Below are 19,429 nucleotides of genomic sequence, written 5' to 3' on the forward strand. Positions count from 1 at the left end.
CCTTCGAGCCAGTCCGCCAATGATGATGTGTCAGCTATGTCCCCGAACACCCGTCAGGCATGTCCCCGGACTGAACAGCTACGCCCGGGATGACAAGTTGGGGCTGGCGATCGCTTACGGATGGATCGCGCGGGCCATGTAGCCGTCGCTAGGGCTTGGACTTCGCCTTGGGCTTCACGGGCTCCGGCGGCGCTTCCGGCAGCGGATCGGGCGTTCCCGCCAGGGTCAGGTCGAACACCGAGCCACCAGGGCCGGTCTCGACCAGGGCCAGGTCGCCGCCGTGGCCCTGGGCCAGTTCGCGGGCGATGGCCAGACCCAGGCCGGTGCCGCCGCGCCGCACCGAGCCGACGAACGGCTGGAACAGGTTGTTGCGGGCCTTCTCCGGCACGCCGGGACCATCGTCGGACAGCCGCAGGACGCTCAGACCCTCGGCCCGGCGCAGCTCGACGAACACCCGGCCCTTGCCGCCGCGGTCGGGGGCGCCCTCGATCGCCTCGCGGGCGTTGCGCAGCAGGTTGGTGAGGATGCGGTGCAGCTGGTCCGGGTCGGCCAGCACCTGCTCGCGGCCGTCGATCACCGTCTCCAGGGCCACGCCGGAGGGCAGCAGGCCGGCGTCCTCGGCGGCCATGTCGAGGGCGGCGCGCAGCGGCGTGGCGCGCAGGGCCGGGGCCGGTTCCTTGGACTTGCCGTAGGCCATCACGTCGCTGGCCAGGGTGATGGCGCGGTCGAGGGCGCGTTCGAGGCGCGGCAGGGCCTGGGCCACCTTGGGGTCGCCCAGGGCGGCCAGGCGGTCGGACGCCATCTGGGCGCTGGTCAGCATGTTGCGCAGGTCGTGATTGATCTTGGCCACCGCCTCGCCCAGGGCCGCCAGGCGGGCCTTGGCCTGCAGGGCGGTGATCAGGTCGGTCTGCATCATGTCCAGTTCGCGCTCGGCGCGGCCGATCTCGTCGCGGCGGCGCGAGACCACCACCCGGGCGGCGGGATCCTCCGGATTGGCCCGGAACCGCTCCATGGCCAGGGTGAGACGCTGCATCGGCCGCACCAGCAGGAAGTTCAGCGCCAGATAGATCAGCCCGCCCGCCAGGCCGGCCACGAAGATCGTCACCGCGGCCAGGCGGCCCAGATAGCCGACCAGCAGGGCCTTGAGCTGGGCGTCGGGCAGGACGATCTCGACGAACTCGGCCTCCTGGCGAAAGCGCGGCTCGGCCATCACCCGCACCATGCTGCCGGGCGCGCTCTTGAGGGTGAAGAACGGGGCGGCCAGCCAGGAGCCGGGGTTCTGGCGGCGCAGGTCGACCAGGTAGGGCGGCTTGATCTTCAGGCCGCGCGGCTCGGTGGGCAGGACCAGGCGGCGGGCGCCGTCCACCTCCAGCGCCACGATCACCACCCCGGCCTGGTCGAGCAGTTGCTGCGACACGCGATCGGTCACCCGGCGCTCGGGATCGGCGTCGGCGATGGTCGAGGCCAGTTCGGCGGACCGCACGCGGTCCAGCAGCCACTGCTTCTCGAAGTCGGCCAGGGCCGGCGGCAGGATGAAGGCGGCGGCGATGGCCACGAACAGGGCGGTCAGCAGCAGCAGCCGCGCCGACAGGCCGCCGGGCCAGGGAAAGCGACGCCCTGGCTTGGGAGGTTCCGACACTGCGGGCGCGACCGGCTCGGTCATTCGTCTGGGTTACTTCACGTCTGGGGCTTCGGCAACGCGTCGGCGCCGCCAATAGCGCCACAGCGGCGGCAACAGGGCCAGGGCGCCCATCGCCACGATCGGCAGATAGATGCGCGGCGAGAACAAGGTGTGCATCGTCACCGGCTCGCCGCTGGCGAAGATGTGGCCCAGGCCCGCGCCGATCCCGGCATAGACGAACGAGCTGGGGATCATCCCCAGGAACGAGGCCAGCAGGTAGGTGCGCACCGGAATGTTCATCAGGCCCGAGGCCACATTGACCAGCAGCAGGGGAAAGGCCGGGATCAGGCGCAGGGTCAGCAGGTAGGAGAAGGCGTCGGCCTTGAAGCCCTCCTCGATCCGGGTCAGCAGGGCGCCGGGCTTCTGGCGCAGGAAGTCGCCGAAGGCGGTGCGGCAGACGAGGTAGACCACGGTCGAACCGCCGGTCGCCCCGGTCACCGCCACCGCCCCGCCGCCGATCGGCCCGAACAGGAAGCCGCCGGTCAGGGACAGGATCAGGGCCCCCGGCAGCGAGATCGACACCGTGGCGACGTAGATCAGGATATAGATCGCCGCGCACTTCAGCGGGTTGGCCGCGGCATAGGTCTGCAGGGCCTGTCCGTGGGCCTGCAGTGTGGCCAGGTCGAGCTTGCCCGCCAGGCCGCTGGCCAGGGCGACGACCAGCAGGATCAGCAGCGCGCCCAGCGGCCCGAACCGGCGCAGCCAGGCCAGGGTGGCGTCGGGCGTCATCCCGCGCCGACCGCGTCGGTCACCGCGGCGAAGCCCTCGGCGCGAAGCCGGGCGGCCAGCTCGCGCTTGATGCGCTGGACCAGGCCGGGGCCGCCATAGACCAGGGCCGAATAGAGCTGCACGGCGCAGGCCCCGGCGCGGATCTTGGCCAGGGCGTCGGCGCCGCTGGCGATCCCGCCCGCCCCGATCAGGACCAGACGGCCGCCGTCGGCCGCGTGGAAGCGGGCCAGCATGGCGGTCGAGTCGGTCAGCAGCGGCCGGCCCGAAAGCCCGCCGCTCTCGCCCTTGTGGGGCGAGGTCAGGTCGGCGGGCCGGGCGACCGTGGTGTTGCTGACGATGATCCCGTTCAGGCCGTTGGCGGCGACGGTCTCGACGATGGCCTCGACCTCGCCGTCCTCCAGGTCGGGCGCGACCTTCAGGAAGATCGGATAGTCGACCGCTCCGGCCGCCTTCAGCAGGCCGCGCGCCTCGGCGATGCGGCCCAACAGTTCCTCCAGCGCCGCCCTGGTCTGCAGCGCCCGCAGGCCCGGCGTGTTGGGCGAGGAGATGTTGACGGTGAAATAGTCCGACAGCCCCCACAGCCGCGTCAGGCCGGCGACATAGTCGGCGATGCGGTCGACCGCGTCCTTGTTGGCCCCGATATTGGCCCCGACGACGGGCTGGCGGCCGCCGGCGCGACGGGCCTTCAGGGCCGACAGGCGCGCGGCGAACGGCTCGAGCCCCTCATTGTTGAAGCCCATGCGGTTGATCACCGCCTGGTCCTGGGTCAGGCGAAACAGCCGCGGCCGCGGGTTGCCGGCCTGGGCCAGGGGCGTGACCGTGCCGCATTCCACGAAGCCGAAGCCGGCCTGTGACATGGCGGCGGGAACCTCGGCGTTCTTGTCGAAGCCGGCGGCCAGGCCCACGCAGTTGGATAGCGGCAGGCCGGCGACGCTGCAGGCCAGGATCGGGTCGTCGACGTCGGACTGGCGCGGGCCCAGGCCCATCTTCAGCCCCCGGATCGCCCAGCCGTGGGCGTCCTCGGGGTCGAGCACGTGCAGGGCGCGGGCGGCGACGTCGTGCAGGCTCATGCGCTCAGCTCGCCCAGGATCGGCGCGCCGTCGACGTCGAGCGCCAGCGCCCGCTCGGCGATCACCTCATCCACCTTCAGGTCGCGGAACAGGTGCGGGAACAGGGCCCCGCCGCGCGAGGCCTCCCATTTCAGGGCCTCGCCCAGGTGGTCGGCCTCGACGGTCAGCAGCATCAGGTCGGACTGGCCCCTGAAATAGAGCTCGGCGGTCCGCTGGGCGGTGTCGTGGCCGGAGAAGTGGATGAAGCCGTCGGCCAGGTCGACCGCCGAGCCGGCGAAGGTTCCAGAGGCCCGGGCGGCGTCCCACTCCGCCTTCGGAAGGATCTTGTAGATCTTGCTCATTCGCCGCCGTGCCCGCCGTTTTCCGAAGCATAGAACAGGTGGCTCAAGGTCGGGGCTCCGTCGGGATCGATCGAGAACACCGCGACGGTCGCGGTGGGAAATTTGCCGCGCAGCTGGGCCAGCCTGGCGGGATCGGCCGGACCGCCCAGGGCCAGGCGCAGGGCCAGTTCGTGCAGGCCGGGATTGTGGCCCACCACCATGACGGTTCCGCCATCGGGCGCTTCCTGGCGAATCGCCGCCAGCACGTCCTGGGCCTCGGCGTGGTAGAGATCGCGGCGGGTCTCGGCCCGGGCCTTGGGAAAGGCCGGGGCGGCGGCGTCCCAGGTCTCGCGGGTGCGGCGGGCCGAAGAGACCAGGGCCAGGTCCGGCGTCAGGCCGGCCTTGGCCAGGACCTTGCCCATCAGGGCCGCGTCGTTCTGGCCGCGCGGCGCCAGGGCGCGTTCGAAATCGCCGCCCGAAGCGGCGTGCTGCTCGGCCTTGCCGTGGCGCATGAGGATCAGTCGGTCCATGACCCTCCATAGCCTTCACCGCGGCGCTCAGGAAGCGCGGTTGACACGGGAGGCGCCAAGCGGTCCAAGGCGGGCATGGCTGAACTCGACTTCGCCGGACCTGTGCTGTCGGAGGGCGGAACCTGGCGGTTCCCGTCGCATCAGCCCCTGCGGCTGGATTCCGGCGCCCAGCTGGAAAACCTCGAGATCGCCTACCGCACCTGGGGCGAGCTGAACGCGGACGGCACGAACGCTGTCCTGATCTGCCACGCCCTGACCGGCGACCAGCACGTGGCCGGCGCGCACCCCGTCAGCGGCAAACCCGGCTGGTGGACCCGCCTGGTCGGCCCTGGCAAGCCCATCGATCCGGCCAAGCACTTCGTCATCTGCTCGAACGTGGTCGGCGGCTGCATGGGCTCGACCGGCCCGGCCTCGACCAATCCGGCCACCGGCAAGCCCTACGGCCTGAGCTTCCCGGTGATCACCATCGCCGACATGGTGCGGGCCCAGGCGATGCTGGTCGAAGCCCTGGGGGTCGAGACCCTGCTGGCGGTGATCGGCGGCTCGATGGGCGGCATGCAGGTCCAGCAATGGGCGACCGACTATCCGGACAAGCTGTTCAGCGCGGTGATCGTCGCCTCGGCCTCGCGCCACTCGGCCCAGAACATCGCCTTCCACGAGGTGGGCCGCCAGGCGATCATGGCCGATCCCGACTGGAAGGCCGGCGCCTACGCGCAAGGCAAGTCGCGGCCCGAAAAGGGCCTGGCGGTGGCCCGGATGGCCGCCCACATCACCTACCTGTCCGAGCCGGCCCTGCAGCGGAAGTTTGGCCGCGAGCTGCAGCGCGACGGCCTGTCCTGGGGCTTCGACGCCGACTTCCAGGTGGAGAGCTACCTGCGCCACCAGGGAACCAGCTTCGTCGACCGCTTCGACGCCAACTCCTATCTCTACATCACCCGGGCCATGGACTATTTCGACCTGGCCGCGGCCCACGGCGGCGTGCTGGCCCAGGCCTTCGCCAGGGCCCGCCACGTGCGCTTCTGCGTGCTGTCGTTCACCAGCGACTGGCTCTATCCGACCGCCGAGAACCGCCACATCGTCCGCGCCCTGACCGCCGCCGGCTGCCGCGCGGCCTTCGTCGAGATCGAGAGCGACAAGGGACACGACGCCTTCCTGCTGGACGAACCGGTGATGGACGCGGCCCTGCAGGGTTTCCTCGGCTCGGTCGAACGGGAAAGAGGACTGTGATGGCTCGCGTAACCCAGGCCCTCCCCCTGTGGGCAGGGGTATCGCATATGGAAATTCCGGCCCAAATCAGGGTTCGGACCGGCTTTGGCGCCACCTGGATCGACCCAAGGAAAGCTTCGGATCGCGCGCGAATACTGACTTTCGAGTCGGCTCCACTGCGCACCGAGATGGCCGTTTTTCCATATGCGATACCCCTGCCCCTGTGGGGGAGGCGGCCGAAGGCCCGCGGGGGGCGTTTTGGGGTCGTCGATCCGGGTTGTGGCTATCAGCCGATCACTCCCCCCTCCGTCGGCTGCGCCGACACCTCCCCCACAGGGGGAGGAGCATGATCCGCGAAGATTTCAGGGAGATCCTGCGCCTGATCCGCCCCGGCTCCCGCGTGCTGGACGTCGGCTGCGGCGAGGGGGTGCTGCTGGATCTGCTGACGAAGGAAAAACAGGTCGACGGCCGGGGGCTGGAGATCAGCGCCGCGGGCGTGGCCGCCTGCATGTCGCGCGGCCTGTCCGTGGTGCAGGGCGACGCCGACCAGGACCTCGACCACTTCCCCGACCGCAGTTTCGACTATGCGGTGCTGTCCCAGACCCTGCAGGCCACGCGGCGGCCGCGGCACGTGCTGGACGAGCTGCTGCGGATCGCCGACCGGGCCGTGGTGTCGTTCCCGAACTTCGGCCACTGGCGCGTGCGCTGGTCGCTGCTGCACCGGGGCCGCATGCCCGAGACCAAGGCCCTGCCGCTGCCCTGGTGGGCGACGCCCAACATCCACCTGTGCACCCTGGCCGACTTCCTGGCCCTGACCGAGGACCTGGGCGTGCGCATCGACGCCTGCGCCGCCTTCGCGGGCGACGGCCCGGCCCGGCAGATCGACCCGACGAAAGCCATCGAGAACTGGCGCGCCGAAAGCTGCCTGTTCATGCTCAGCCGCAATCCCCCGCCCGTCCAAAGCTTGGCGAGGACGGAACCTCCAGCGACCTCAGGCGATCTCTTCGACGGATGAAGCTTCGTCTCATGACCTACAATGTCCACCGTTGCGTGGGCACGGACCGCAAGCTCGACGTCGAGCGTGTGGCCGAGGTCATCGCTGCGGAAAACGCCGACGTCGTGGCGCTGCAGGAACTGGACGTCCGCCGGGCCCGCACCCGGGGCGTCGACCAGGCCCACCGCCTGGCCGAACTGCTGAAGATGCGCTCGCACTTCCATCCGGCCATGGCGGTGGAGGAGGAGCTTTACGGCGACGCCATCCTGACCGCCCTGCCCGAGAAGAAGGTCAAGGCCGACGGCCTGCCGCTGTATCCGCGCATTCCCGGCCTGGAGCCGCGCGGCGCGATCTGGATCACCGTCGACGTCGGCGGGACGCCGGTGCAGATCATCAACACCCACCTGGGCCTGGCGCCTCCGGAGCAGAAGCGGCAGGCGGCCGCCCTGCTCGGGGAGGACTGGATCACCCACGACGCCTGGAAGGCCCCGGGCATCCTGCTGGGCGACTTCAACGCCACGCCCTATTCGGCCACCTATCGCCTGCTGAGGGCCGCCCTGCGCGACGCGCAGACCCAGAGCGCGACCTGGAGCAAGACGCCGACCGCGACCTTCCCGTCCAGCTTCCCGTTCATGCGCATCGACCACGTCTTCCTGACCAAGGGCCTGGAGACGGTGGCGGTTCGTTCGCCCTATGGGTCGCTGGCGCGGGCGGCCTCGGACCACCTGCCCCTGGTGGTCGACCTGGAGATCACCGGCGCCTGACACGCTCGGTTTCGTACCTTGCCTTCAAGCCGCTCATCCCGGCGAACGCCGGGATGAGCGGAGCAAGATCACTCCCGCAGGTGATCCGGCAACTCCGGCAGGGTATCCACCGTCAGACGGTGCAGCTCGCGCTTGAGGCGCTTGCGGCGGCCCCAGGGGCGCCAGGCGTCGGTGGGCGAGATCGCGTCGCCCAGGCTCCAGTCGGCGATGAACTGCTGGACGCCGGTCAGGGGCCTGATCGGCACCGGCGCCAGGCGGCGCGGCTGGCCGTCCTTGCGATCCAGGGCGTTGATCGTCGCCGCCAGGCCGCCCAGGCGGTCGTAGGTCTCCAGCACATAGCCGGTCTCGTGATCGAGGAAGTGGCCGATCAGCCGGCCCAGGAAGGCGCGGACCGCGGCGCGGCTGGTCTCGTCGGTCCCCTCGAAGGCGATGTCGCATTCGGTGTCCAGCCCGATCGAGCGGTTGTTCAGGTTCGCCGAGCCCAGCCGCAGCACCCGGTCGTCCACGATCGCCACCTTGGAATGGACGATGATCGCCGCGCCCTTGGGCGTGCGGGCGCTGAAGGCCGAGAAGCGGCCGTGGACGTCGACCTCGCGCAGGCGGTTGATCGCCGAGGTGCGGGCGCTGTCCATGGTCATCTGGTCGAAATAGCTGGGACTGTGGGCCGGCCCCACGGTCACCACCTCGGGGCCGTCCGGCTCGGCCAGGCGCTCGGCCAGGGCTTCGACGATGATCGGCGAGGTCAGGTACTGGTTCTCCAGATAGACCAGCCGCCTGGCCGCTTTGATGGCGGCCAGGTGCATCAGCATCGACTCGTTGATCTCCGGATCGTCCTTCCAGGCCGGCTGGGTGCGACAGATGCCGACCGACAGGTTGCGAAGGTCGGGGACCAGGTAGTCCGGCCAGGGCGCCGCCTCGGGCTTTTCAGAGCGCTCCAGCGCCTCGCCCGTCGACCGGCCCCAGCGGGCGATGAACAGGTCGCCGAGGGCCTCGGCCGCCTTGCCGTCGACCAGGGCCGCCACCTCGTGCCGGGCCGGATAATGGCGGCCGGTCGGCAGGCGACGGCGGGGATCGTTGTCCAGGTGCTGGGTGGTGTCCCAGCGATCGACGCCAATGTCGCCGCCGCTGACCAGGGCGACCGAGCCGTCGACCACCACCACCTTCTGGTGATGGCAGGCGCTGGCCGGCAGGGTGTTGTCGAGGTGGTACTTCACCCGCGAGCCGGTGAAGAACACCTGGCCGCGATGGGGTCCGAACAGCTGCGAGGCGGCGATCGGGAACGGCATGTCCCAGACCAGGATCCGCACGTCCAGGCCCGGGTTCAGCGCCGCCTGCCGGCGCAGCAGCAGGCCGATGCGGTCCACGTGCCGGGGATCGCGGCTCTTCCTGACCCGGTCGGGGTCGAGGCGCGTCAGGGGGTCGAACACCCAGGCCAGGATCCAGATCGACTTGCGGGCCGACAGCAGGATGGACTTCAGCGCGTCGAACGCCTCGTCGTTGTCGATGAACAGCGCCAGCCGCTCGGCCTGTTCCACGCGCCAGCAGGTGGCGCCGGGCCTGAGCAGCGAGGCGGGCGGCGAGGTGGAGGTCAGCGAGGATGCGTCGTCGGCCATATCGCCCCTTGTGCCATGGAAATTCGTCAACGCACGGGCCCATGTTATGGCTCCGCTTGGATAGAACGCTGGCCCATGTTTGTTGGACGCCGATGACAGCCCAGACACCCGCCCATCACGTCCTCGCCGACCGCAAGCGCCTGTGGGCCTTCTGGCTGGGCTGCCTGGTGGTCACCGCCGGCGTGGTCCTGCACCTGCCGATGTACCTGATGGGCGCCGACATCGGCTACCAGCTGGCCGGCATGAAGATGGACCTGGGCATGACCGTGGGCATGCTGCTCATCCCGCCCGGCTGCGCCCTGGCCGGCTGGGGCCTGCTGCCCCGTCGCGGCGTCGACCATCACCTGGAGCACACGATCGAGGTCACGCCGCCCGAGGACGCGCCGCTGTCCCTGGCCCACTGGGGCCTGATGCTGGTGCTGGTGGTGGCCCTGGTCATCGACATCATGAAGCCGGCCAGCCTGGGCTTCGTGGTGCCCGGCATGATCAAGGAATACGGCGTGAGCAAGGCGATGGTCGCCTGGCTGCCGTTCGCGGCCCTCACCGGCACCGTCGCGGGCTCGATCATCTGGGGCGCTCTGGCCGACCTCTTCGGGCGGCGGGCCTCGATCCTGCTGTCGGCGGTGATGTTCGTCGGCACCTCGATCTGCGGGGCCATGCCCGATTTCTGGTGGAACGTCGGCATGTGCTTCATGATGGGCGCGGCGGCCGGCGGACTGCTGCCGGTGGTCTACGCCCTGCTGGCCGAGACCATGCCGTCCAAGCACCGCGGCTGGGCCCTGGTGCTGGTCGGCGGCCTGGGCGCGGTGGGCGGCTACCTGGCCTCGTCCAGTTCGTCGGCCTGGCTGCAGCCGGAGTTCGGCTGGCGGATCATGTGGTTCCTGAACCTGCCAACCGGCCTGATCCTGATCGCCCTGTCCGGCTTCATCCCCGAATCCGCCAAGTTCCTGATGGCCATCGGCCGCCTCGACGCCGCCCACGCGGTGATGAAGCGGTTCGGCTCCGTGGTCCGCGAGAAGGAGGACAGGCCCGAGGATCATCACCATGTCCTGACCCCGCCGCCGGTCGAGCGGCGCTTCATGGGCAAGACGGTCGCCCTGAGCATCGCGGCCGTGGCCTGGGGCCTGGTCAATTTCGGCCTGCTGCTCTGGCTGCCGGCCGAGCTGGTCGCCGAGGGCCACAGCGTGGGCGTCTCCAGCCAGCTGCTGGCCAAGTCGGCCCTGATCGCCTTCCCGACCGTGTTCGTCTGCGCCTTCCTCTACAGCCGCTGGAGCACCAAGTGGTCGATGGCGGCGACGATCGCGGTCAGCGCCGTGGGCGTGGCCGGCGTCCTGACCATCGGCCCCGGAGTCAGCCCGGTGCTGCCGGTGGCGCTGATGATCATCGGCACCAACGGCCTGCTGGCCATCCTGCTGCCCTATACGGCCGAGAGCTTCCCGTTGCGGGTCCGCGGCCGCGCCACCGGCTGGGTCGCCGCCTGCAGCAAGTCGGGCGGGCTGATCGCCCAGCTGCTGGGCATCCTGGCCGCCGTGCCGCCGCTGAAGGTGGCCGCCCTGATGATCATCGCGCCCCTGGCGCTGGCCCTGGTGCTGGTCGCCTGGTTCGGGACCGAGACGCGCGGCCGGGACCTGCGGGAGCTGGAGGGGTAGGCCACAGCCGCGCAAGATTTCTGCGCCCAGGTAACCCACTCAGGGTGTCATCCCGGCCGCAGCGAAGCAGAGAGCCGGGACCCAGGGGCCACCGCAATGCGCCGGCCCCTGGGTCCCGGACAGCCTCTGCGAGGCTTCCGGGATGACAACCATCGGGGCGTTAGGCGTATAGTTGACTACCCCGCGATCGCCGCGGCGTCGCGTTCGCCGGTGCGGATGCGCAGGGCCTGCTCCAGGTCCAGGACGAACACCTTGCCGTCGCCGATCTTGCCGGTATTGGCGGTGCGCTGCAGGGCCTCGACCACCGGCTCGACCACGTCGTTGGCGACGGCGATCTCCAGCTTGACCTTGGGCAGCAGCTTCACCTCGTACTCGGCGCCGCGATAGACCTCGGTCTTGCCCTTCTGTCGGCCGTAGCCGCGGACCTCGGTGACCGTCAGGCCGGAGGCGCCCGCCTCGGTGACCGCCTCAAGCACGGCGTCCAGGCGACTGGGCTTGATAACGGCGACGATCATCTTCATGGCGCGGCTCCCGCTAGTGACGGCTTGTTCTACGGCTTGAAGCTAGGCCCGGGAATCGACGGCTCCAAGGGCCTTGCGGCATTTAGAGTACCCGGCGCCTTTCGAACAGGCGCCGCCCGAACCGGAGCGGGGCCGCCGGGAGAGGGCGCGAGCACGCCCGGCGCGAAAACCCGGACGCGCGCCCGGCTGCCGCGCGGCTTGACCGCGAAGGTCTGCTTGACGGCCTCCATGAGGATCAGTCCGGCGAAGCGCGGCCACAGGCGAGCCCCGACCTGCTCGAACCCCTCGGCCCAGCGCGCGGCCACCGACAGAGGCGGCGCGTAGAGCGCCCGCGTCCAGCCGGCGGGCTCCAGGTCCGCCTCGCGCAGCAGGGCCTCCAGCTGGTGACGGCTGAACGGCCGGCCATGGCCGAACGGCGTGCTCTCGGCCCCCGCCCACAGGCCGTCGCGCGAGGCGACGGCGACGATCAGGCGGCCGGACGGCGCCATGACCCGCCAGATCTCGCGCAGCACGGCGCCCGGATCGTCGGCCTCCTCCAGCGCGTGGACGGCCAGGATTCGGTCGAACATGGCGTTGGGGAACGGCAGGGCCGTCTCCTCGACCAGGGTCGCGGCGTTGGTCCCGCCGCTGGGCCAGACCTCGACGCCCTGGGAAGCCGGCATGGCGGCCACGACCCGGCGGGCCTGGGTGCGGGCCTTGTCGAGAAACGGCGTGGCGTAGCCCAGGCCCAGCACGTCCAGCCCGCGCGCGTCGCCCCACGCCTCCTCGACCTTGCGGCCCAGCATCTCGCGGGCCGCGCGGCCGAGCGGACTGGCGTAGAAGGCTCTGAGATCGAGCACGTCGCGGCGCATTGAGTCTCCCGATCGATCGCATCATCTATGTAGGCGGCCGGGTCCTTGACGTCACGTCCCCGCACCCAAGAGAACATGGCCCTGTCCGGAGTCGAAACCATGTCGCTGACCGTCCACCAGTTTCCCTGCCTGTCGGACAATTACGGCTTTCTCGTGCGCGACGACGCCACCGGGACGACGGCCACGATCGACACGCCCGACGCCGACGCGATCCTGGCCCAGCTGGACAGGCTGGGCTGGACGCTGGACCTGATCCTCAACACCCACTGGCATCCGGACCACGCCGGCGGCAACGCGGCGATCCAGGCGGCCACCGGCGCGACGATCGTCGGCCCCCAGGAGGTGACCCGCATCGCGCCGCTGGACCGCGTGGTGGGCCAGGGCGACACGGTGATGCTGGGCGAGACCTCGCTGGCGGTGATCGACACCGGCGGCCACACCCTGGGGCACATCGCCTATCACGACGCGGCCGATCGCATCGCCTTCGTCGGCGACACCCTGTTCGCCCTGGGCTGCGGCCGGCTGTTCGAGGGCACGGCCGAGCAGATGTGGGGCTCGCTGGCCAAACTGACCGCCCTGCCGGACGACACCACCGTCTATTGCGCCCACGAATACACCGCCGCCAACGCCCGCTTCGCCCTGTCGGTGGACGACGCCCCGGCGCTCAGGGATCGGGCGCAAGCGGTGTTCGCCGCCCGCGAGCGCGGCCAGCCGACCGTGCCGACCACGATCGGCCTGGAGAAGGCGACCAATCCCTTCTTGCGCGCGCCGCTGCTGCGCCCCCATCTGCCGCCGGCCGAAGCGTTCGGCGAGATCCGCGCCGCCAAGGACGGCTTCAAGGGATGAGCAGCGACCTGCGCGGCCTCTCCGGCGACCTGGGCGCCCGTGAAATCATCCGCCTGCTGGACATGGCGCCCCACCCCGAGGGCGGCTGGTACCGGCGCACCTTCGAGGACACCGCGGTCGACGCCAATGGCCGCCCCGCCTCCACCGCCATCTACTACCTGCTGCAGGCCGAGGAGCTGTCGGCCTGGCACCGGATCGACGCCGTCGAGACCTGGCACTGGTACGCCGGCGCGCCGATCCGTCTGACCCTGTCGCCCCCGGACGGCCAGGGCGCGACCGCCCACACCCTGGGACCGGACCTGCGCGCCGGCTGCCGGCCGCAGCTGATCGTGCCGACCGGATGGTGGCAGACCGCCGTCAGCCTGGGCGCCTGGACCCTGGTCGGCTGCACCGTGGCGCCGGGCTTCCGGTTCGAGGGCTTCGAACTGGCGCCCGAGGGATGGCGGCCCGGCGCATAGCGCGTGCGTCCAACAAAAAGGCCCCGGAGCGATCCGGGGCCTTTTGCCTTACGGCGCAATCGAAGCCGGCTCGGCGGTCGGTTCGGGGGTGGTGTCGTCCGAGCCGTGCGACCACTTTTTCAGGATCGGCGACAGGGCCAGGAACAGCACGCCGATGCCGATCGAGATCAGGCCGATCACCTTGAACACCAGCAGCGACTGGGTCATGGCCGCGGCCGGGTCCAGCACCTGGCCGCCGATCGTCTCGGTCGAGGCGACGGCCGCGATCCAGCTGCCGAACAGGTTGGCCATGGCCAGGGCCATGTACCAGACCGCCATCACGAACGACACGATCGACAGCGGCGACAGCTTGGTCATCTGCGACAGCCCCACCGGCGACATGAACATCTCGCCGGAGGTATGCAGCATGTACATCAGGATCAGGAAGATCAGCGGCATGCGGAAGGCGCCGTCGGCGAAATAGGCGCCGACCAGCAGGATCAGGAAGCCGGCGCCGACCTGGATCAGCGACAGGCCGAACTTGACCATCGGCCCCGGGTTGCGCCCCCGCCGGCCCAGCACCGTCCACAGCGCGGCGAACACCGGGGCGAAGATCAGGATCCAGCCGGCGTTGATCGCCTGGGTCTGGGCGGCGTTGAAGGCGGTGTTGACCCACAGCTTGCCGGCCGTGTCGATCCCGGCGGCGGCCAACTGCTCGGGGGCTCCCAGGACGATCGCGCCCCCGAACCACGTCACCGGATGCGACAGCAGGGTCAGGTTGACGTTGGTGGCCGCGAACAGGTTCAGCGACGAGCCGGCCTGTTCGAACAGGGTCCAGAACACCACCGCGCCCAGCACCAGCACCGTGGCCAGCAGCAGCCGCTCGCGCTCGACCTTCTCGCACTTCACGAAGGCGAACCACAGGATGTAGCCCAGCGACCCGAACATGCCGGCGATCAGGGTGGCGCTGACCACCGGGGTGTACTGCACCAGGAAGAAGATCAGCCCGACCACGCCCAGTGAGCCGGCGTAGATCACGCCCTCGCGGTTGACCGGCCCCAGGACCGGCGCCTTAAGCTTGGAGAGCTCCGGCGGCTCGCCCTTGCCCAGAAGCCAGGGCTTGCCCAGCACGAAGGCCACGAAACCGGCCAGCATGCCCAGGCCGGCGGCGCCGAAGCCGGCCGACCAGCCGAAATTGACGCCCAGCAGGCCGCAGAGGATGGCCGCCCAGAACGAACCCAGGTTGATGCCGTAGTAGTAGAGCGTGAAGCCCGGATCACGGCGCGGGTCGCCCTGCGGATAGAGCTGGCCGACCAGGGTGGCGACATTGGCCTTCATGAAGCCCACGCCCACGATGATCAGCGCCAGGGCCAGCCAGAAGATGTTCAGGTACAGCGGATCGCGGTCCTTCACGCCCAGCGTGTACTGCCCCTTGGGCAGGACGCCCGGCAAGGCCGCGCTCGCCGGCAGGTTCTTGATCTCGAAGCCGCCCGCCGCGTCGGCGGCCACCTCGTACGGCTTGTCGTCGATGACGATCCTCGCCACGCGTGCCTCCCCGCGACCCTCGACCTGGAAGTCGTAGGTCTGGTTGGCGTAGGTCAGGGTCTGGGTCGCGGGCCGGCCTTCGACGGCCATGGCCAGGTGCCCGGCCACCAGCAGGATCGCGCCGAAGGCCACCGCCTTGCGCGTGCCCAGGTAGCGGTCGGCCAGGAAGCCGCCCAGCAGCGGCACGATATAGACCAGCGAGGTATAGGAGCCATAGTGGCCGCTGGCCGCCTTGGGATCGAACAGGAAGTGCTGGGTCAGGTAGAAGATCAGCAGGCCGCGCATGCCGTAGTAGGAGAAGCGCTCCCACATCTCGGCCAGGAAGCAGATGATCAGGCCGCGCGGATGGCCTCGCAGCAGCTGGATAAGCACGGGTACGCCGGTCACCAGGGTGACCAGGATGCCGGCGGCGACGACGATATTCATTCACGAACCTTGAAACGTACAAGCGGCGCGGGCGACCAGCAGGTGGTTTCGCCCTCCCCTCCCCAATTGGCGGGGAGAAGATCACGGCGCTTTGCGTTTCACAAGCAATGGCTTGCCGCTTTGGAGCCCCGTTCCCGCCCCGCGCGTTTGATAGGCGTCACCTTGCCTCGCTGGAGAATTCAGCCATGGACGCCACCCATCAGGACCATCCGATCACCTGCGCCAGGGAGCCTGGCCGGGTCCAGGTGCTGTTCGAGGGCCACAGCATCGCCACCAGCGACGACGTGCTGGTGCTGCGCGAGGAAGGGCACGACCCCGTGCGCTACTTCCCGCGCGAGCACGTGGCCATGGCGTTCCTGAAAAAGACCGACAAGGCCACCCACTGCCCCTACAAGGGCCAGGCCTCGTACTACACGATCATGCGCGACCGGCAGATCATCGAGAACGCCATCTGGTCCTATGAGGCCCCCCTGCCAGGCATGGGCCAGATCGCCGGCCGGCTGGCCTTCTATCCCCAGCACTTCGACTTCCAGGTCGGCGCCCAGTCGGCCGCGGACACCGAGGCCGCCCGTTCCTTCGCCCCCGCCGATCCGCGCGGGGTCGACGAGGTGGTCCGGCACACCGACAGCGGCTCCGGGGCCAGCCAGGCCGAGCACTGGGACGCCAATGTCTCGATGCCGGACGACGAGGCCTGGGAAGGCGACGACATCCGCGAAGACGGCCCGCCGTCCGTGGCCAAGCCTTATGAGGGAACCGGGTCGATCTAGGCCGGGAACCTGGAGCGTAAGGCGTTCGTTAACCTTTGGAGCGCTGCAATGACCTCAACGCTCAAGCTTGAAGCCTCCCGCAGAGAGGCGCTCTGGGAGAAACGCCGTGGCTTACATCGGTTATGATTCCGGTTTGCGTCCCCCGTCCGGCCGCGCGCGGCCGAGCCCCGCCCGCGCCAGGATCGCCTGGGAACGCCTGGGGCTGGTGGCGGCCAGCATCCTGGCCTGGGCCGGGATCATCGCCGCCATCCGCGCGATCTTCTAAAGCCGCCGGCGCCGGGCGTGGATCTCAGTACGCGAAGTCCTCGAACACCCGGCCGATGTCGCCCTTCCACGCGCCCTCGTACAGCGCCAGCAGGCGTTCGGCCGGGGTGATCCCCGTCTCGGCGATCTCCTCCAGGTCGCCCAGATAGATGGTCTCGTCCAGGAAGCCGCCGTTCAGGTGGGCGCGGTCCTTAAGGCCCGACTTGGCGATGGCCACGAAGTCCCTGGCCACGTCCTGGGCCGTACGGCCGGCCACCTTGGCCTTCAGGCCCAGGCGGGGCACGTCGCGGCGCAGGCCCGCGCGGTCCTCGGCCGTCCAGTCCTTGCAGAGGTCCCAGGCCGCCGCCAGGGCCGCGTCGTCGTAGAACACCCCCGTCCACAGGGCCGGCAGCGCGCACAGGCGGCTCCACGGACCGGCGTCGGCGCCGCGCATCTCCAGATAGGTCTTCAGGCGGACCTCGGGGAACAGGGTCGTGGTGTGGTCGGCCCAGTCCTTCATCGTGGCGCGCTCGCCCGGCAGCTCGGGGATCCTGCCGTCGATGAAGTCGCGGAAGCTGCGGCCGGCCAGGTCGATGTACCTGTCGCCGCGCTTGGCGAAGTACATCGGCACGTCCAGGGCGTAGCGAGCGTAGCGCTCGAAGTCGAAGCCGTCCTCGAACACGAAGTCCAGCAGGCCGGTGCGGTCGGCGTCGGTGTCGGTCCAGACGTTGGCGCGGGCCGACAGGAAGCCGTTGGGCTTGCCCTCGGTGAACGGCGAGTTGGCGAACAGGGCGGTGGCGATCGGCTGCAGGGCCAGGCTCATGCGGAACTTGGCGACCATGTCGGCTTCGCTGGAGAAGTCGAGATTGGCCTGCACCGTGCAGGTGCGCAGCATCATGTCCAGGCCCAGGCCGCCGACCTTGGGCATGTAGTTGCGCATGATGACATAGCGCCCCTTGGGCATGACGGGCACCTGGTCGCGCCGCCACAGGGGCGAGAAGCCCAGGCCCAGGAAGCCCAGGCCCAGCTCGTCGGCCACGGTCTTGACCTCGTCCAGATGCTGGCCGGTCTCCTCGCAGATGTCGTGCATGGTCTTCAGCGGCGCGCCGGAAAGCTCGAACTGGCCGCCGGGCTCCAGGCTGACATTGGCGCCGTTGCGCTCCAGCCCGATGATCGTCGGCCCCTCCATCACCGGCTTCCAGCCGAAGCGCTGCAGTCCGGTCAGCAGGGCGTGCACGCCCTTGTCGCCCTCGTAGGGGACCGGCGCGTGGTCCTTCAGGTAGAAGCCGAACTTCTCGTGCTCGGCGCCGACCCGGAACTGCTCCTTGGGCTTGGAGCCTTGCGCGAAATAGGCGGTCAGATCGTCCAGCGTCAGCGGACGCTCCTGGCTCACGGTTTCGGCCATCGGCCCCTCCCCAAAACACGCTTCAAGAAGGGAGGGGAACGTCCCTCCGACCAGGCCGCGAACTGTCGTGCTGCGCAGTTGGGCGTTTTCTTAGCGAACCTCAAGAGGCCCGCCCAGCCTTTCGCGACAGGCGAGGTTCCGGTTTGGCGCTCAGGCTCGTCGCGGGGCCTCGCGCCCCCCGCGCTCCAGAGCCCTGTACGTCAGCGACCGGAAGACGATCTGGCCGTCGCCCGAGGCGAACATCGCCGGGCGCAGGCTCATGAAGCCGTCGGCCATGTTGTGGTTGTAGCCGGCCACCTCGTACGAGACGATCCGGCGCCAGGCCCCGCCGTCCTGGCGAAGGAACAGGCTGACCACGTTCTCGTCGTTGACCAGGCGCAGGGTCAGCCGCCGCCCCTGCATCGGGCCGGGCGGCGGATACTCCTGCTCGACCCCGAACTTGTAGGCCCGCAGCTTGCCGTCCTCCGCGCCCACGCCGCAGAACAGCTTGTCGTTGTAGAACAGCAGCAGCCCGCCCTGGCCCGCGCCCTGGACCTCGATGTCGACGGTGATCTCGTAGGAGCGGTCGCCGGCGATGAAGGTCAGCGGCGAGGAGTCGGCGGGGCCCTTGCCCCGTCCTTGCAGGACAAGGCCGTCCGCCCCGAAGCGGACCCGCTCCAGATAGCCGGGCTCCGGCGCGTAGAAGGCCAGCTTCGTCCCCAGGACGTCGGCGCGGAAGTCGTCAGACAGCGCCAGGCCGTGCTCGCCCGACGGAGCGCCCTTCGGCTTGGGCGAGGCGCGGGAGAGATCGCCGCCCAGGGCCTTGGGCCAGCCGTCGGCGGTCCACTCGAACGGCTCCAGGAGCAGCTGGCGTCCCAGGGTGCGGAAACCGTTCTCATAGCCATGATAGGCGAACCACCAGTCGCCGGCCGGTCCTTGCACCGGCGTGGCGTGGCCGCGCGACCACCAGGGCTCATCGATGCCGGTGGTGCGGACGATCGGGTTGTGCGGGCAATTCTCCCACGGCCCGTCGATCGAGCGGGACCGAGCGACGACCACCATGTGGCTGGTGGGCGGGCCGGCCGTGCCGCCCTGGCCCGAGAACAGGTAGAACCATCCGCCGTGGCGCAGGATCTTGGGTCCTTCCGGGGCGGGCGCCTCGATCACCCAGTCGTTCGGGATCGGCCAGCCGTCATAGACCTTCTCCACCGGACCGTCGCGGCGCAGGCCGTCGTCGGTGATCCTGACCCGATGGCCGTCGTTGAGGAACAGGTAGCGCTTACCGTCTTCGCCGACCGCGTGGCCAGGGTCGATGGAGCCGTCGATGTCCATGTCGATGGGCTCGCTCCACGGGCCGCTCATGCTGTCGGCGTGGACGACATAGGTCTTGAAGGGCAGGCCCTGCGGCGTCCCCGCGATCAGGACCGGGATGTAGATGAAGTAGCGCCCGCCGTGCTTGGCGATGTCCAGGGCCCAGACCGAGCCGAGCGGGGTCTTCAGGGCCGGTCCGACCGGGATCCAGTTGACCAGGTCTCGCGACCGCCAGATCACCACGCCCGGATAGTAGAGGAACGAGGAGAAGACCGCGTAGTAGTCTTCGCCGTCCTTGAGGACGCTGGGATCGGGACGGTCGCCCGACAGGACCGGGTTGCGATAGAGACCGTTCCCAAGGTCGGCTCGCCTCTGGCCCTCGACGCCGGCGCGCCAGGCCGGGTCCTTCGCGGCCGGCCCGCGGGCGGCCTCTCGCGACGCGGCCTGGACCGGCGCGGCCAGGCCGCCGGCCGAAGCCAGGCCAAGAAGCAGCGCTTCGCGACGGGAACGAGCCATGCGGATTTCCTCGTGATCTTTTTCGG

General features: G+C 69.9%; 19 protein-coding genes and 1 pseudogene. 9 read left to right on the forward strand and 11 right to left on the reverse strand.

Annotated elements, in window-relative coordinates:
- Positions 1-148 precede the first annotated feature (148 nt).
- The 5 genes from AC07NX_RS15250 to AC07NX_RS15270 are packed head-to-tail and all read right to left on the reverse strand — an operon-like array spanning position 149 to position 4,330.
- A complete protein-coding gene (locus tag AC07NX_RS15250; RefSeq protein WP_494642907.1) occupies positions 149-1,663 on the reverse strand; it encodes a sensor histidine kinase in 1,515 nt (504 codons plus the stop codon).
- Positions 1,664-1,672: 9 nt separating this feature from the next.
- Positions 1,673-2,410: a TVP38/TMEM64 family protein gene (locus AC07NX_RS15255; protein WP_494642908.1), complete on the reverse strand. Its 738-nt coding sequence runs from the start codon at positions 2,408-2,410 to the stop codon at positions 1,673-1,675.
- Positions 2,407-3,480: a quinone-dependent dihydroorotate dehydrogenase gene (locus AC07NX_RS15260; RefSeq protein ID WP_494642909.1), complete on the reverse strand. Its 1,074-nt coding sequence runs from the start codon at positions 3,478-3,480 to the stop codon at positions 2,407-2,409. The genes AC07NX_RS15255 and AC07NX_RS15260 overlap by 4 nt, the downstream gene beginning before the upstream one ends.
- Complete coding sequence (locus tag AC07NX_RS15265) at positions 3,477-3,821, reverse strand: DUF952 domain-containing protein (protein WP_494642910.1); 345 nt, start codon at positions 3,819-3,821, stop codon at positions 3,477-3,479. Before AC07NX_RS15265 ends, AC07NX_RS15260 begins: the two co-directional genes overlap by 4 nt.
- Complete coding sequence (locus AC07NX_RS15270; RefSeq protein WP_494642912.1) at positions 3,818-4,330, reverse strand: SixA phosphatase family protein; 513 nt, start codon at positions 4,328-4,330, stop codon at positions 3,818-3,820. The genes AC07NX_RS15265 and AC07NX_RS15270 overlap by 4 nt, the downstream gene beginning before the upstream one ends.
- A gap of 75 nt (positions 4,331-4,405) precedes the next feature.
- Between AC07NX_RS15270 and metX the strand changes: the two genes are divergently transcribed.
- The 3 genes from metX (at position 4,406) to AC07NX_RS15285 (ending at position 7,294) form a co-directional block, all read left to right on the forward strand.
- Positions 4,406-5,557 (forward strand): homoserine O-acetyltransferase MetX, encoded by a 1,152-nt coding sequence (metX, locus tag AC07NX_RS15275; protein WP_494642913.1) that lies wholly within the window; start codon positions 4,406-4,408, stop codon positions 5,555-5,557.
- A 325-nt stretch (positions 5,558-5,882) separates the two neighbouring features.
- Positions 5,883-6,551 carry a methionine biosynthesis protein MetW gene (gene metW / locus AC07NX_RS15280; protein WP_494642915.1) on the forward strand — a complete coding sequence of 223 codons (669 nt, stop codon included), beginning with the start codon at positions 5,883-5,885 and terminating at the stop codon, positions 6,549-6,551.
- Positions 6,548-7,294 (forward strand): endonuclease/exonuclease/phosphatase family protein, encoded by a 747-nt coding sequence (locus tag AC07NX_RS15285; protein ID WP_494642916.1) that lies wholly within the window; start codon positions 6,548-6,550, stop codon positions 7,292-7,294. The genes metW and AC07NX_RS15285 overlap by 4 nt, the downstream gene beginning before the upstream one ends.
- Positions 7,295-7,362: 68 nt before the next feature.
- On the opposite strand, the gene AC07NX_RS15290 is transcribed toward AC07NX_RS15285, so the two are convergent.
- Positions 7,363-8,907 carry a phospholipase D-like domain-containing protein gene (locus tag AC07NX_RS15290; protein WP_494642918.1) on the reverse strand — a complete coding sequence of 515 codons (1,545 nt, stop codon included), beginning with the start codon at positions 8,905-8,907 and terminating at the stop codon, positions 7,363-7,365.
- Between the two features lie 92 nt (positions 8,908-8,999).
- On the opposite strand from AC07NX_RS15290, the gene AC07NX_RS15295 reads away from it, so the two are divergent.
- Complete coding sequence (locus AC07NX_RS15295) at positions 9,000-10,556, forward strand: MFS transporter (protein ID WP_494642919.1); 1,557 nt, start codon at positions 9,000-9,002, stop codon at positions 10,554-10,556.
- Positions 10,557-10,595: 39 nt separating this feature from the next.
- Positions 10,596-10,703 (forward strand): annotated as a pseudogene (locus AC07NX_RS15300) (hypothetical protein); the annotation flags it as partial.
- Positions 10,704-10,732: 29 nt separating this feature from the next.
- Here the strand turns inward: AC07NX_RS15300 and AC07NX_RS15305 are convergent.
- Both AC07NX_RS15305 and AC07NX_RS15310 read right to left on the reverse strand, forming a co-directional pair.
- Positions 10,733-11,077: a P-II family nitrogen regulator gene (locus AC07NX_RS15305; protein WP_028038154.1), complete on the reverse strand. Its 345-nt coding sequence runs from the start codon at positions 11,075-11,077 to the stop codon at positions 10,733-10,735.
- A gap of 29 nt (positions 11,078-11,106) precedes the next feature.
- Positions 11,107-11,928, reverse strand: a complete 822-nt coding sequence (locus AC07NX_RS15310; RefSeq protein WP_494642921.1) for a class I SAM-dependent methyltransferase — start codon at positions 11,926-11,928, stop codon at positions 11,107-11,109.
- A gap of 99 nt (positions 11,929-12,027) precedes the next feature.
- Here AC07NX_RS15310 and gloB point away from each other — a divergent pair, with 99 nt between their 5' ends.
- Both gloB and AC07NX_RS15320 read left to right on the forward strand, forming a co-directional pair.
- Entirely contained in the window at positions 12,028-12,774 is a 747-nt protein-coding gene (gene gloB / locus AC07NX_RS15315) for a hydroxyacylglutathione hydrolase (protein ID WP_494642922.1), read from the forward strand.
- Entirely contained in the window at positions 12,771-13,232 is a 462-nt protein-coding gene (locus AC07NX_RS15320) for a cupin domain-containing protein (protein ID WP_494642923.1), read from the forward strand. Before gloB ends, AC07NX_RS15320 begins: the two co-directional genes overlap by 4 nt.
- 48 nt (positions 13,233-13,280) lie before the next feature.
- On the opposite strand, the gene AC07NX_RS15325 is transcribed toward AC07NX_RS15320, so the two are convergent.
- Entirely contained in the window at positions 13,281-15,182 is a 1,902-nt protein-coding gene (locus tag AC07NX_RS15325; RefSeq protein ID WP_494642925.1) for a peptide MFS transporter, read from the reverse strand.
- Positions 15,183-15,367: 185 nt separating this feature from the next.
- Between AC07NX_RS15325 and AC07NX_RS15330 the strand changes: the two genes are divergently transcribed.
- Both AC07NX_RS15330 and AC07NX_RS15335 read left to right on the forward strand, forming a co-directional pair.
- On the forward strand, positions 15,368-15,949 hold the full coding sequence (locus AC07NX_RS15330; protein ID WP_494642927.1) for a DUF427 domain-containing protein: 582 nt from the start codon (positions 15,368-15,370) through the stop codon (positions 15,947-15,949).
- A 106-nt stretch (positions 15,950-16,055) separates the two neighbouring features.
- The gene (locus AC07NX_RS15335) at positions 16,056-16,214 is read left to right on the forward strand and encodes a hypothetical protein (RefSeq protein ID WP_494642929.1); all 159 of its coding nucleotides are present in this window, start codon (positions 16,056-16,058) and stop codon (positions 16,212-16,214) included.
- 24 nt (positions 16,215-16,238) lie between these two features.
- Here the strand turns inward: AC07NX_RS15335 and AC07NX_RS15340 are convergent, their stop codons facing one another.
- Both AC07NX_RS15340 and AC07NX_RS15345 read right to left on the reverse strand, forming a co-directional pair.
- A complete protein-coding gene (locus AC07NX_RS15340) occupies positions 16,239-17,597 on the reverse strand; it encodes a glutamate--cysteine ligase (protein WP_494642931.1) in 1,359 nt (452 codons plus the stop codon).
- A 150-nt stretch (positions 17,598-17,747) separates the two neighbouring features.
- Entirely contained in the window at positions 17,748-19,403 is a 1,656-nt protein-coding gene (locus AC07NX_RS15345) for a family 43 glycosylhydrolase (RefSeq protein WP_494642932.1), read from the reverse strand.
- Positions 19,404-19,429: the final 26 nt, after the last annotated feature.

The sequence above is a fragment of the Caulobacter sp. GW821-FHT09A05 genome, from assembly GCF_059418465.1.